At 71.2% G+C, this 13994-nt stretch carries 10 protein-coding genes; 2 read left to right on the plus strand and 8 right to left on the minus strand.

Going from position 1 to position 13994, the window contains the following annotated elements:
• Positions 1–71: 71 nt before the first annotated feature.
• Complete coding sequence (locus tag QMK24_RS08515; RefSeq protein ID WP_283464687.1) at positions 72–2195, minus strand: DNA gyrase/topoisomerase IV subunit B; 2124 nt, start codon at positions 2193–2195, stop codon at positions 72–74.
• 406 nt (positions 2196–2601) lie between these two features.
• Between QMK24_RS08515 and QMK24_RS08520 the strand changes: the two genes are divergently transcribed.
• Complete coding sequence (locus QMK24_RS08520; protein WP_283464689.1) at positions 2602–2832, plus strand: DUF7455 domain-containing protein; 231 nt, start codon at positions 2602–2604, stop codon at positions 2830–2832.
• A gap of 84 nt (positions 2833–2916) precedes the next feature.
• Here QMK24_RS08520 and QMK24_RS08525 read toward each other — a convergent pair whose 3' ends face one another.
• From QMK24_RS08525 to QMK24_RS08550, 6 genes are all read right to left on the minus strand, one after another.
• Entirely contained in the window at positions 2917–3750 is an 834-nt protein-coding gene (locus QMK24_RS08525) for a S1 family peptidase (RefSeq protein WP_283464690.1), read from the minus strand.
• An 84-nt stretch (positions 3751–3834) separates the two neighbouring features.
• Positions 3835–5388, minus strand: a complete 1554-nt coding sequence (locus tag QMK24_RS08530; RefSeq protein WP_283464691.1) for an RNA polymerase sigma factor — start codon at positions 5386–5388, stop codon at positions 3835–3837.
• Positions 5389–5662: 274 nt separating this feature from the next.
• Positions 5663–6613 (minus strand): FadR/GntR family transcriptional regulator, encoded by a 951-nt coding sequence (locus tag QMK24_RS08535; RefSeq protein ID WP_283464692.1) that lies wholly within the window; start codon positions 6611–6613, stop codon positions 5663–5665.
• Between the two features lie 111 nt (positions 6614–6724).
• Positions 6725–8470, minus strand: a complete 1746-nt coding sequence (locus QMK24_RS08540; RefSeq protein WP_283464693.1) for an ABC transporter ATP-binding protein — start codon at positions 8468–8470, stop codon at positions 6725–6727.
• Between the two features lie 22 nt (positions 8471–8492).
• Entirely contained in the window at positions 8493–9227 is a 735-nt protein-coding gene (locus tag QMK24_RS08545) for an NUDIX hydrolase (protein WP_283464694.1), read from the minus strand.
• Between the two features lie 118 nt (positions 9228–9345).
• Entirely contained in the window at positions 9346–11220 is a 1875-nt protein-coding gene (locus tag QMK24_RS08550) for a glycogen debranching N-terminal domain-containing protein (protein ID WP_283464767.1), read from the minus strand.
• A 249-nt stretch (positions 11221–11469) separates the two neighbouring features.
• On the opposite strand from QMK24_RS08550, the gene QMK24_RS08555 reads away from it, so the two are divergent.
• Entirely contained in the window at positions 11470–12780 is a 1311-nt protein-coding gene (locus tag QMK24_RS08555; protein WP_283464695.1) for an alpha/beta fold hydrolase, read from the plus strand.
• Here the strand turns inward: QMK24_RS08555 and QMK24_RS08560 are convergent.
• Entirely contained in the window at positions 12692–13921 is a 1230-nt protein-coding gene (locus tag QMK24_RS08560; protein WP_283464697.1) for a DUF4192 domain-containing protein, read from the minus strand. The two genes, QMK24_RS08555 and QMK24_RS08560, sit on opposite strands and share 89 nt — an antisense overlap.
• Positions 13922–13994: the final 73 nt, after the last annotated feature.

Below are 13994 nucleotides of genomic sequence, written 5' to 3' on the forward strand. Positions count from 1 at the left end.
CGACGGTCCGCCCAGTGCACCTCCACCCGGGGTGGTGGAGCACTGGGCGGCGGAGGACCGGCCGGCAACCGCTAGGCGTCGATCCGGGACCGGTCGAGCGTCGCCGCCGAGTTGGTGATGAATTCCTTGCGCGGCGCGACCTCGTTGCCCATCAGCAGGTCGAAGGCCTGCTCGGCGGCGTCGAGGTCGCCGATGTTGATCCGGCGCAGGGTGCGGTGCCGCGGATCCATCGTGGTCTCCGCGAGCTGGTTCGCGTCCATCTCACCCAGACCCTTGTAGCGCTGAATGCCGTCCTTGTAACGGACGTTCCGGCGCTGGAGGTCGAGCAGCGTCTGCCGCAGCTCGTTGTCCGAATAGGTGTAGATGTACTTGTCCTGCCCCTTCTTGGGCTGGACGAGCTCGACGCGGTGGAGCGGCGGCACGGCCGAGAAGACCCTGCCCTGCTCGACCATCGGACGCATGTAGCGCTGGAACAGCGTGAGCAGCAGGCAGCGGATGTGAGCGCCGTCGACATCGGCGTCCGCGAGGAAGATCACCTTCCCGTAGCGCGCCTGGTCGATGTCAAAGGTCCGGCCCGACCCGGCTCCTATCACCTGGATGATGGCGCCGCACTCGGCGTTCTTCAGCATGTCCGAAACCGACGACTTCTGGACATTCAGGATCTTGCCGCGGATCGGCAGCAGCGCCTGGAACTCCGAGTTCCGGGCCACCTTGGCCGTGCCGAGCGCCGAGTCGCCCTCGACGATGAACAGCTCGGTACGGTCCACGTCGTCGCTGCGGCAGTCCGCGAGCTTCGCCGGCAGCGAGGACGTCTCCAGCGCGGTCTTCCGGCGCTGCGCGTCCTTGTGCTGCCGGGCCGCGATACGGGTACGCGCGGCGGCGACGGTCTTCTCCAGGACCGCCCGTGCCTGCAGCTTCGTGTCGCGCTTGGCGGAGGTCAGGAACTCCTTGAGCTCCTTGGCCACGACGTTGGCCACGATCCGGTTGGCGGCCGAGGTACCCAGTACTTCCTTGGTCTGGCCCTCGAACTGCGGCTCGGCCAGCCGGACGGTGACAACGGCCGTCAGACCTTCCATCGCGTCGTCCTTGACCACGTCGTCCTCGGCGACCCGCAGCAGCTTGGCGGAGCGCAGCACCTCGTTGACGGTCTTGGTGACCGCCCGTTCGAAGCCCGTGACATGGGTGCCGCCCTTGGGGGTGGCGATGATGTTGACGAACGACCGCGCCACGGTGTCGTACCCGGTGCCCCAGCGCATCGCGATGTCCACGGCCAGCTCACGGGTGACCTCGGTCGCCGTCATGTGGCCGCGGTCGTCCAGCACCGGGACGGTCTCCTTGAAGATGCCGGTGCCGGTCAGCCGCAGGACGTCACAGATCGGCTTGTCCTGGGAGAGGTACTCGCAGAACTCGCTGATGCCGCCGTCGTAGTGGAAGACGTCCTCGACGACCTTGCCGTCGCCCTCCAGGTCGCGCTCGTCGCGGACGACGATGGTCAGCCCCGGCACCAGGAAGGCCGTCTGGCGGGCGCGCTGGTGGAGGTTCTCCAGCGAGATCTTGGCGTCCTTCAGGAAGATCTGCCGGTCCGCCCAGTAGCGCACACGGGTGCCGGTCCGCGCCCTGGCGACCTTCTTCGTCTTGTTCAGACCACTCGCCGGCTCGAAGGAGGAGTCGGGACCGGCTCCGGCGAAGGCGCCGGGCACGCCGCGCCGGAAGCTGATGGCGTGGGTGTGGCCGCTCCTGTCGACCTCGACGTCGAGGCGGGCGGACAGCGCGTTGACGACCGAGGCGCCGACGCCGTGCAGGCCGCCGGAGGCCGCGTAGGAGCCACCGCCGAACTTGCCGCCGGCGTGCAGCTTGGTCATCACGACCTCGATGCCCGACAGGCCGGTCTTGGGCTCCAGGTCGACCGGGATGCCGCGGCCGTTGTCGCGGACCTCGACCGAGGAGTCGTCGCGCAGGAATACCTCGATGCGGTCGCAGTGACCGCCGAGGGCTTCGTCGACCGAGTTGTCGATGATCTCCCACACGCAGTGCATGAGGCCCCGGCTGTCGGTGGAGCCGATGTACATGCCGGGGCGTTTGCGGACGGCCTCCAGCCCCTCGAGGACGAGCAGATGCCGCGCGGTGTAGTTGGAACCGTCGCGATCTGCGCCCGTCAGCAGCGCGGAGGACGGCACGGATGTTTCGGCGGTCACGCGGGCAGCTCCTCGATGAAGTTCTTCAGCCGTATCGGTGAGAGGGTACCGAGGCCAGGTACGCCAGTTGTGCCGCGACCCGGTATCCGGGCCCCAGAGTAGCCCCTTATCGATCGTGTGTTCGATACCTCATTTGAGTGATACACATGTCACGTTCCCAATGACGCATGAACCATTTAGGCTCCGGGCACGTCCTCACCAACAGCCGGCAACCCAGCCGGAGGACACAATCGGACAAGCGCCCCAAACGCGACAACTTCCGCATCAGAGGCCAATCCGCTACCAACAGGTAGCATCCAGTCACTTCGAAGTCAGATTTCGAGGAAAAGCCACGAGCGGGAACGTTTTCGGCCTGGTTGGATGTTGACCCTGGTACGACAGCTCGTCGAGCTAGAGAAGAGGCGACGTGACTACAGTTCTGACCCCCGCGAGCCCGCTGACGGCGGCGGACCGCTGCGACCGTTGCGGCGCCCAGGCATACCTGCGCGTCGTCCTCATCAGTGGCGGCGAACTGCTCTTCTGCGCGCACCACGGGCGCAAGTTCGAGCCCGAACTCAAGAAGATCGCTGCGGAAATACAGGACGAAACCGGCCGACTCACCGACACCCCGGCGCAACCGGTCGAGGACGAGCACTGACACATCGCACCTGCGACGAGCTCGGATCGACGGGCGGCCGGACCCTCTCAGGGGCCGGGCCGCCCGTCGGCTCTTCCGGGCCCGTCATGTGTGCTGCGCGACCAGTTCGCTGATGGCGGACACCCGGGTGTACACACCGGGGTACCTGGCCTGGGCGCAGCCTGTACCCCAGGAGACCAGCCCCACGAGCCTGTCGCCGACGACCAGCGGCCCGCCGCTGTCGCCCTGGCACGCGTCCTTGCCGCCCAGCGGCTCGCCGGCGCACAGCATGGCGCTGCGGAGATACGTACCGTCCGCGTTGCCGGGGTAGGCCTGCTCGCAGACCTGGTCGGCCAGCAGCGTGACCCCTGCCGACCGCAGGACCGGCGAGTACGCCCCGGTGCCGATGGTGTCCCCCCAGCCGTACACGCGGGCCCCAGAGCCCGCCTGATAGGCCTGTGGGTCGCCCGGGCCGGCCATGGCGATGGCCGAACCCGCCGCGAGCGGGTGCTCAAGTGTGATGACCGCCACATCCCCGGCGTTCGTCACCGGGTCGTACCCCGGATCGACCCATACCTGGCGCAACCGCACTTCCTGGCCGTCGTTGCTCCGGAGATCGATCCGGTCGGCGATGACGCGCAGATCCCCCACCGCCCGCCAGTCCGCTCCGAGCACCCCCCGGCCGAAGCAGTGCGCCGCCGTGATCACGGTCGAGGCCGCCACCACGGTCCCGCCGCAGAATTGGCCGGATCTCGACTGTCCGAAACGGTTTCGGCTCGCCAGCGCCACCACCCACGGCTGCCCACCGGCAGCGGCCGGATCGCCGCCGATGATCACTCCCTTGACGTCCGCCGTGGCAGCGGGGACCCCGGGCGGCACCACCAGCGCGGTCAGCAGCACCGCCAGCCCGCTGAGCGGCATCCGGAACCTGGAACGCATACGGCCTCCTGACCCTGTGGAGCACTCTGGAAACCCAGAGTGATCCATAGGACCGGAGGCCGCATCCGCAGGACTGATGAAGGATCAGTCCAGGTAGTCGCGCAGAACCTGCGAGCGCGACGGGTGCCGAAGCTTCGACATCGTCTTCGACTCGATCTGCCGGATCCGCTCGCGCGTGACCCCGTAGACCTTGCCGATCTCGTCGAGCGTCTTCGGCTGCCCGTCCGTGAGGCCGAAGCGCATGGAGACCACGCCCGCCTCCCGCTCGGACAGGGTGTCCAGCACCGAGTGCAGCTGCTCCTGCAGGAGCGTGAAGCTGACCGCGTCGGCCGGTACGACCGCCTCGGAGTCCTCGATGAGGTCTCCGAACTCGCTGTCGCCGTCCTCACCCAGCGGGGTGTGGAGGGAGATCGGCTCGCGGCCGTACTTCTGGACCTCGATGACCTTTTCGGGGGTCATGTCGAGTTCCTTGGCCAGCTCCTCCGGGGTGGGCTCGCGGCCCAGGTCCTGGAGCATCTGGCGCTGCACACGGGCCAGCTTGTTGATGACCTCGACCATGTGCACCGGAATACGGATGGTGCGGGCCTGGTCGGCCATCGCGCGGGTGATCGCCTGGCGGATCCACCACGTGGCGTACGTGGAGAACTTGAAGCCCTTGGTGTAGTCGAACTTCTCGACCGCACGGATCAGGCCCAGGTTGCCCTCCTGGATCAGGTCCAGGAACAGCATGCCGCGGCCGGTGTAGCGCTTGGCCAGCGAGACCACGAGACGGAGGTTGGCCTCCAGCAGGTGGTTCTTGGCCCAGCGGCCGTCCTCGGCGATGATCTCCAGCTCGCGCTTGAGCTTGGGAGCGAGCTTGTCGGCCGCCGCCAGCTTGTCCTCCGCGAACAGGCCGGCCTCGATGCGCTTGGCGAGCTCGACCTCCTGCTCGGCGTTGAGCAGCGGGACCTTGCCGATCTGCTTCAGATAGTCCTTGACCGGGTCGGCGGTGGCCCCGGCCACCGCGACCTGCTGAGCGGGAGCGTCGTCCTCGTCGTCGTCGGAGAGCACGAAGCTCTCGGACTCGGGCTTATCCGACTCCTCGTCACCCTTGCCGGGCTTGGCCGCCTCGTCGACCTCTTCGCCGTCGGCGTCGTCATCGTCCGAGGACTTCTTGGCGGCGGTCTTCTTGACCGCGGCCTTCTTGGCGGCGGTCTTCTTGACCGCAGCCTTCTTGGCCGCCGGCTTCGCGGCGGTGGCGTCGGATTCTTCGATCGAATCCACCGTCTCGGCCTCGACAGCCCCCGCGGGAGCGGTGGCGGCCTTGGCGGCGACGGTCTTCTTGGCGACGGTTGCCTTGGTGACGACCGTCTTGGTGGCGGTGCGCTTTGCCGGGCTCTTGGCTGCGACGCTCTTGCGAGTGCGCTTGGGCTCCTCAGCGGCACTGACCATCAGCGTCACACCTTCCTCATCGAGGACCTGGTTGAGGCTGCGCAGAACGTTCTTCCACTGGGTTGCCGGAATCTGGTCCGCTTCGAAGGCCCGACGCACGTCGTCGCCGGCGATCTGCCCCTGAGCCTTACCCCGCTCGATGAGCGCCATCAGAGACTCGGACTCGGCGATCTCCGGCGGGAGCGTACGGGATGTGCTGGCCGACACGAACAACCTCTCGGAACGATGGGAACGACTCGGTGGAACCGCTCAGAAACACAGCGTCAGAACTGTCGCTGCTATTCCTTGTGCGGCCACCACCTCTTAAGTCATCGCGCTGCCTCGCCAAGCGTTACGCCCGGCCCACGTGGCCCGAGTCACACCCCATACCGCCTGTAAACATCTGATAGCGGGACACTCTTCGCGCATGGGACGCCGTCGGCCCCTGGCCGATGGTCCGGGGCCGGCGGCGGCTCGGCTGTACGGTCAGTGCTCGCGGCGGTCAGTGCTCGCGCGGTGACGGGACGACGTGATCGGCGGCGGGGGCCTCGGTGTGGACGGCGAGCAGCTGCCGCATCGCGGCCTCGGCGGATGCCCCGTCGCCCGACGCGAGCGCCTCGACGATCCGCCGGTGGAGGGTCACGGCGGGCTCGCCCGGGCGCTCGCAGCCGGTGACCGGGCCGCCCGACACATGCAGGGCGGAGGACACGATGCCCGCCAGGTGCTCGAGCATCCGGTTCCCGGCCACCTGCAGCAGCAGGGAGTGGAACTCGGAGTCCGCCCTGGAGAAGGTCAGGGAATCACCCTGGGCGGCGGCGTGCCCCATGATCTCCACCATGTCCGCGAGGCGCTGCTGCACGTCTTCGCGGCCGTGTCCGGCGGCGAGCCGCGCGGCGAGCGGCTCGATGGTCCAACGCAGTTCGAACAGTTCGCGGCGCTGGTCGTCGCGCTGCGGTCCGAAGGCCCGCCATTCGATGATGTCGGGGTCCAGCAGGTTCCAGTCGGCGACCGGACGGACCCGGGTCCCGACGTTCGGCCTGGCACTGACCAGGCCCTTGGCCTCAAGGACGCGCAGGGACTCGCGCACCACGGTGCGGGAGACCTCGAAGCGCTGGCCGATCTCCTCGGGGACGAGCGGCCGGTCGGCGCCCAGATCCCCGGAGACGATCATCTGTCCGAGCTGCTGGACGAGTTGGCCGTGCAGCCCGCGGCCACGGCTGCCGCCGGCCCGGCGGCCGACCCGGCCCATGTCCGAGTCCGAACCGTCCCAGGAGGGAAGGCCGGGGCGGTCGACACCTGAGGCGTCGGCGTACGAGTAGCGGTCGAGCTCGGCCGGGCCAACGATGCTGGTGTCGGCGGAACGAGCCGTGGTCATCAGGGTGTGCGCAAGGGTACTCACGCATCCTTTGTCGGCGATGCCACGGCGGGCCTTGAGGGCTTTGCTGAAAAGCACACGAAAGGGTGAGCGCTCATCACCTGATAATTGACGCTTTATCGGAATGAAACGCCCTGCATGACAGGCCAGGAACACAGTTCCGTTTATCCGACCGCGAGTTGGGCGGCGTCAACGGCTGCGGCCGCGCAACACCGTTGCGAGGTGCGCGCAGAGAAGTACGGCCAGCGACAACACGAAGGCGCAGCCGACCGGTTGCACGGCCACCGCGGCGACACCGGCGGCGGTGCTGCCGGCACCCCCCGGCCAGCCTCCGACGACGCTGCCCAGGGCTCCGGCCGCGTCGATCAGCCGCCCGCCCTCGCGGCTGTGCACGAACATCCCGACGGCCGGGGCCACGAGCAGCGGGATGGTCAGGACCGCCGCCATTCCCAGCGCGGTGGTACGGAAGACTCCGGCGGCCAGCAGCCCGGCCCAGGCGCAGCCGACGGCGAGTCCCGCCCAGCCGGCCGCCTGCGCGGGCCGGTCGGTGGGCAGCGGCACCTGGCCCGGATCGAGGACCACGCGGAGCACGGCGGTATCGAACACCGCGGCGGCGGCCGCAAGCAGCAGGGCGATCACGCCGCTCACCACGAGTTTGGCGGCGAGCAGGCGCAGCCGCCTGGGCACCGGCACCTGGGCGGGCGCCAGCGCCGGATACCGGAACTCCTGCCCGTAGGCGAGTGCGCCCAGCAGACCCGCGCCCATCGCGGCCGGAGGCAGCGGCAGCCGGTCCACCCAGCCGGACATCATCGACAGGGCCGACGATTCCCCGGTACGTGCGAGAACCAGCGCGCCGGCCACCGAGGCGAGGAGCGAGACGGCCGCGATCCACCACGGCGTCCGGACGCCGCCGAGCCGGTGCAGTTCGTACCGCAGCGCCTGGGCGGGGGTGGCCGGCTGGACGGCTCGCCGGGCCCGCGCGGGGGACCGGGGTGCGGGGGGAGCGGCGGAAGCAGCTGCCGGTGCGGTGGGCGCGGCGGCGGGCTCGCGCCCGTCGGCGCGGCACAGCGGGGCGACCGGACCGAGGTCGGCGACCTCGTCCGCCAGCCGGTGCAGCAGGATTCCGTTCCGGTAGGCGATCTCCCCGATGTGCGCGGAGGTGGTGCCGTAGATGACCAGACGGCTGCCGGCGGCCTCGGCGATCTCGGTCCCGCCCTCGGTCAGGACGCCGGCGAGCCGCTGGGCGTGCGGGGAATGGACGGCCACGTGCGGGCGCAGCCGGGTGCGGGTGAACTCCTCGGCGGACTGGTCCGCCACCAGCCGGCCGCCGTCGATGGTGACCACCCGGTCGGCCGTCCTGGCCATCGCCTTGGCATCGCGTCCGGTGACCAGCACGGCCCCGCCGTCCGCCGCGTAGGCGCGCAACAGCGCGTGCACCCAGGCGGCTTCCCGGGGGGACAGGCCGAACGACGGCTCGTCGAGGAAGAGGGTCCGCGGGTCGGCGAGGAGGGCCGCCCCGATGCCGAGCCGTCGGTACATGCCCAGCGAGTACGTGCTCAGGCGCTGGTCGGCGAGGCCGGTGAGGCCGACCACGTCGAGCACCTCGTCGGCGCGCGCCGCGGGCACGCCGAGCGCGGCGGTGAGCATGCGCAGATGGCTCCGCGCGGCACGGCCGGGATGTCCTGGCACATCGCCGAGGAGGACACCGACCTCGCGGGAGGGGTACGGGACGCGGTGCAGGGGAGAACCGTCGAAGAGGGTGACCCCGCGGCCCGCCTCGAGTTCGAGCATCAGGCGAAGGGTGGTCGATTTGCCCGCGCCCGGCGCTCCGAGCAGGCCGGTGACCTGCCCGGGACGGACCTCGAAGGTGAGGTCGTCGACCGCGGGCGGACCGTTACGGCGGGGCATGCTGGTCAATCCGATGGCCTGGATCACCCCTGCACCATAACGCTATAAATCAGACCTCTGGTCGCAACATGGGCGGATTGAGAAGAGCAGCTCCTCCGGCCTGGAACAACTGGGCGGGGCGGCCGCCCTGACGGGTCGTCGTACCACCGGTCGGCACGAGGAAGCCGACGGTGCCCGTTACCTTGCGGTGGAAGTTGCGGGGATCGAGAGCCACGCCCCACACCGCCTCGTACACCCGCCGCAGCTCACCGACGGTGAACTCGGGCGGGCAGAACGCGGTGGCCAGCGAGGAGTACTCGATCTTCGACCTGGCGCGCTCGACGCCGTCGGCCAGGATCCGCGCGTGGTCGAAGGCCAGCGGAGCGGCCTCGCCCGCCATGTCCAGGCCGTCCTGTTCCAGCAGCGAACCGACCGGGGCCCAGCGGGCGCTGCGCGCGTCGCCGCCTGCCCGGGGCGCGGGCAGGTCGGGTGCCAGGACGAGATGAGCGACGCTGACCACCCGCATCCGGGGATCCCGGTGGGGATCGCCGTAGGTGGCCAGCTGTTCCAGATGGGCCCCGCTCTGGGCGCGCAGGCCGGTCTCCTCCGCGAGTTCGCGAGCCGCGGCCTGAGACAGGTCCTCGTCGGCGCGGACGAACCCGCCGGGCAGCGCCCACCGCCCCTGATAGGGGGGTTCACCGCGGCGGACCGCCAAGGCGCACAAGGCGTGATGGCGCACCGTGAGCACGACCAGGTCGACGGTGACGGCAAACGGCGGGAAGGCCGACGGGTCGTAGGGCGACATGGCGCGATCATAGTCGTCTGCCTGACGATAAACAGCAGGTTGGCTCCCCTGCTCGTGCCGTTGTTCACCCCGTCGCCCGTACGCCGTCACGCCGCCCGCGCGTCGGTCACGCCGTCGGTCACGCCCCGAGCTGGAGGGCCGGTGCGGCTTCCTCGACCATGGCCATGCCGAGCCTGCTGACCCGCACCGCGAACGGCTGCTCGTCCACCCGCAGGCCCGAGAAGCGCACCGCGCCGAGCGGAGCGCTGCTCATGGGACGTACCGCCACGACACCTCCGGGCGCGTCGGGGCGTACCCCCGCGAGTGCCGCCAGCAGATGGACGGCGCCCGCGGCGGCGACGGCGGCCGGGCGGCAGGCGGTGGGGTGGGGCAGCGGCGCCCGGTCGGCGGCACGCTGTTCGCCCGCGTACATCTCGGGGAGCTGCCGTCCGAAGGTCCCGGCCGCGTCGATGACGCCGCGCAGCAGCGCGGCCGCCTCCTTCTCGTATCCGGCGGCGGCCAGACCCGACACGGCGAGCGCGGTCTCGTGCACCCGCACCGCGCCGCCGCGGTGGCCGAACGGATTGTGCCCGGGCGCCCTGGCCGACAGCGTCCGCAGGCCCCAGCCGGAGTCGAGGTCGGGTGCCCCGAGGAGCCGGGCGAGTTGCTCGGTGCGGACCTTGTCGAGCAGACCGGGGGCCAGGGCGCCGCCGCCGAGCAGCCCCGTGTCGAGGAGGTGCGCCGCGGCCGAGCCGAGGTGGGTCAGCTGCCTGGTGCCGTCCGGGGTGAGCGCGGCGGCGGGCCATCCGCCGCCGCGGTCGTCGACCCAGAAGTCCTCCCGGAACCGGCCCCGCAGGCGGGCGGCGTGCTCGCGCCAGGCGGCGGCTCCGGGACGGCCGAAGGCGTCCAGAAGGTCGGCGCCGTGCAGCGCCGCCCGATGGGCATGCGCCTGCACCTCGCAGCGGAGCGGGCCGCCGGGGGCGGGATCCGGCACATAGCCCGCCGCGTCCGTGACGGTGCGCAGCCAGCCGAGGCAGCGCTCCGCCGCGGGCAGCAACAGCTCGGCCTCGCGCTGCGGCAGCCCCCAGCGCCGGGCCTCGGCCAGGACGGTCACGAACAGGAGCGTGGCTTCGACGCCGGAGCAGCTGGGAGGCAGCTGGGGCCCGGCGTGCCGGAGCACGCCAGGGATCCTGCCGCTGTCCGGGTCCTGGAGACGCGCGAGGGTGCGCAGGGTGCCGGCGGCGAGCCGGGTGCCGAGCGGCAGCAGTATCCGGGCGGCCCACAGGGCCTCGGCGGGTGCCAGTCCCATCCGCCAGGGGGCTCCCGCCGCCACATGCACATCGACGGTCCGCGCCGGGTCACGCAGCAGCAGTGCCCGCAGCCCGTCCAGGCTGCCCCGCAGCAGGACATCGCCCCTGGCGTCGTCGCAGGACAGCTCCGCCGCGGACCAGGGCGTGGGCGCCCGGTCGGCGCGCACGGGCGCTGACGTGGCGGCCCCGTTCGCCGTGGATTCCCGCGACACCCTCAGCTCGAACGTCCTGCTGGCTCCGGGGGGCACGGAGAGATCCCAGCGCAGCAGTCCCGCCGAAGCCAGCACGCTGGCGGGAGCCGGGTGCGCGGTGACCCTGACCCCGACCCCCGCGTGCGACCAGCGCAGCCCCGAACCACAGACACTGGCGGGCAGATCTGGTCCCGCCCGTCCTGCGGCGACCGCGCCGAGTTCCGCGAGATCGGTGCTCAGCGCGACTTCGAGAGGAATCCGGAGCGCGATCGGCCCGGTGTTGAGCACGGTGATGCGCTCGGAACCGTCGGCGTCCCGCAGCCGCTCCACCATGACCGCCGGATCGGGGCCGGCATCGGCCGGGCTCCGCGCCACCGCCACGAACCGCGCCCGGCCAGCACTCAGCAGCGTGCCCTGTACGGGAACCGGCTCGGCTCCGGCGAGCCGCAGTTCGCAGCGGGCCAGCACCCGCCGCCCCTCCTGGTAGAAACCCTCGAGACCCTGCCCGCGCATCTGGCCGTGCTCTGCGGAGACGGCGAGCGAGGGAGCCGCGACACAGATCACCGAGGCGTGCACGGGCTGCGGGCCGGAAGCGGTCCGCGGCAGAGCGGTCGAAGACAGGCCGGTCAGGGGCGGGGCGGTCGGGGGCGGGTTCACATCCCGGTGAACGGCCGTGTGGGCACGCGGGTCACGGCCCGTCTACCGTTCCTGGACAGGGATCGCATCCCCAGGTATCAGCCCGCACCACCGGAAAGAGACGCCATGGCCGTGTACCGCCAACCCGGCACCGTACTGACCGACCACACCTTCGACGTACCGCTCGACCACGCGGCCCCCGGCGGGGAGCGGATCCAGGTGTACGCCCGCGAGGTGGTGGCCGCGAGCCGGGAGCGTGAGCCGCTGCCATGGCTGCTGTTCCTGCAGGGCGGACCCGGCGGCCGCTCGCCACGCCCGCTCGGCCGGGACACCTGGCTGACACGGGCTCTGGACGACTACCGGGTACTGCTCCTCGACCAGCGCGGCACCGGCCGGTCCACTCCCGCCAACCGGCAGACCGTGCCCGCGCGTGGCGACGGCGCCGCGCAGGCGGAGTATCTCGCGCGCTTCCGGGCCGACTCGATCGTCCGGGACTGCGAACTGATCCGTCGTGAACTGCTCGGCGGGGACGGCCAGTGGAGCCTGCTGGGGCAGAGCTTCGGCGGCTTCTGCGCCCTGACCTACCTGTCGCTGGCTCCCGGGGGTGTGCGGGAGGCGTTCATCACCGGCGGGCTGCCGGGGCTGCGCAGCGAAGTCGGCGACGTATACCGGTCGGCGTTCCCCCGGGTGGAGCGCAAGAACACCGCGCACTACGCGCGCTATCCCGAGGATGCCGACACCGCGCGGGCCGTCGCCCGTCACCTGCGCGACCATGAGGTGACACTGCCGGACGGCGGCCTGTTCACCGCGGAGGCATTCCAGGCGCTGGGCATCCTGCTCGGCACGGGCACCGGGTCCCACACCCTGCACTATCTGCTGGAGGACGCCTTCATCCCCGGCCCCGCCGGCCCGGCACTCTCGGACAGCTTCCTCGCCGAGGCGCACAGCAACCTCTCGTTCGCGGCCAATCCGCTGTACGCCGTGCTCCACGAGTCGATCTACGGACAGCGCTCGGTGTCCCCGGGGTGCACCGGCTGGGCGGCGCAGGCCACGCACCTGGAGTTCCCGCAGTTCGACGTGGACAAGGCGCTGGCGGGCCACGGGCCGGTGCTGTTCACCGGAGAGATGATCTACCCCTGGATGTTCGCCGGCGACCCCGCGCTCATCCCCCTCCAGGAGGCGGCGCGGCATCTGGCGCTGCGCGAGGACTGGCCGGACCTCTATGACGCGGCTCAACTGGCCCGCAATGAAGTGCCGGTGGCGGCGGCCGTCTACCACGACGACATGTACGTCGACACCGCGGATTCGCTGGCCACGGCACGCTCGGTGCGGGGGCTGCGCACCTGGGTCACCGACGAGTACGAGCACGACGGTCTCCGGGTGAGCGGCGGCCGGGTCCTCGACCGGCTGATCCGACTGGTCCGCGGCGAGCTTTAGACGCCTCGATCACGCGCTGCCGCCGCTCCTGGCGCAGGCACCGGCGCAGCGGCTCGGGGTCCAGCCCCTCGTTCACCGAATGATGGAGCAGCCGGGCGAAGGTGTATCCGGGGTCGAGATCGAGCGCGCGGCCGAGCGCGACGCGCGCCTCCGGCTCGTCCCCCGACGCCCAGGCGACCCAGCCGGCCAGCGTCAGCGGAGCGGCGGCGTGGTCCTCGTACGGTCCGACGCAGCGCCGGGCCAGGGCCCGCCACAGACGCAGGGCGGGATCGGTGTGCGGAGGCTCCATCCACTCCGCTGCCCGGTCCCGCGCGGTGCGGTCCTGCAGGCCCAGGATGATCTCGGCGGCCTCCTCGTCGCCGAGCAGCGCGTCATCGCGCTTGTCGCTGCGCGTCGCGTCCCCGTCCGCCGGTGTGGCCCGGAAGCGTTCGAGTGCCGCGCCGACGAGGGTCAGGGTCCGGTGCCGGACGGCCTCGCAGTCGCCCACGTCAAGGATCCGCGGCACGAGTTCGGCGCAGGCCATGTCGATAGCGCGCGCCTGCGCGGAGGTCCGCTCCGAGGGCGGCGGGACGAGCCGGGCTTCCATCTCCCGCAGCGAACCGCGTACATGGATCCCGGCGTACGCGGCGGCCGCGGCCATCACGGAGTCCCCCGAGGTCGTGATGGTGAATCCGTCGACCGGACAGCATCCGGTGCCGGGACAGCAGTACGACCACCAGCGGCCCGCTGAGACGCACAGCGCCTCGACCACCGGCACGTCCAGGGCGCCGCAGGCCGTGCGCAGCCGCTGGGCCAGCGGCCGCAGGCGCTCCATGGCCTGGGACGGCCGCTCGCCCTCGGCCGGGTCTTGGCACAGGAACAGCACGATCGAGCCGGCCCGGTCGCCGCGCTGCTCGCTGCCCCGCACCAGGCAGTCCGCGAGCTGAGAGGCGACCTCGGGCCATTCCTCGGGATCCTCGGGGATCCCGAGGCGCAGCCGGCCACCGAACCGGCCGTGGTCGCCGTGCAGGGCGACCATGACGATGGAGTCACTCGGATGGAAGCCCATGAGGTATGGCAGGGCGTCCGCCAGGTCGGCCGGGCTGCGCAGGGTGACCTTGGGATCGTTGTCGGAGCGGGGCGATTCGCTGTGCTGTGTCATAGCCCGACGGTCCCGCAGGCCGACGATCTCCGCCAGGCCCCCCCGAAAACCTGTGGATAACTTTCGGCCCGAG

The organism is Streptomyces sp. PH10-H1, from assembly GCF_030063355.1.
In the GTDB taxonomy this organism is placed as follows: Bacteria; Actinomycetota; Actinomycetes; order Streptomycetales; family Streptomycetaceae; genus Actinacidiphila.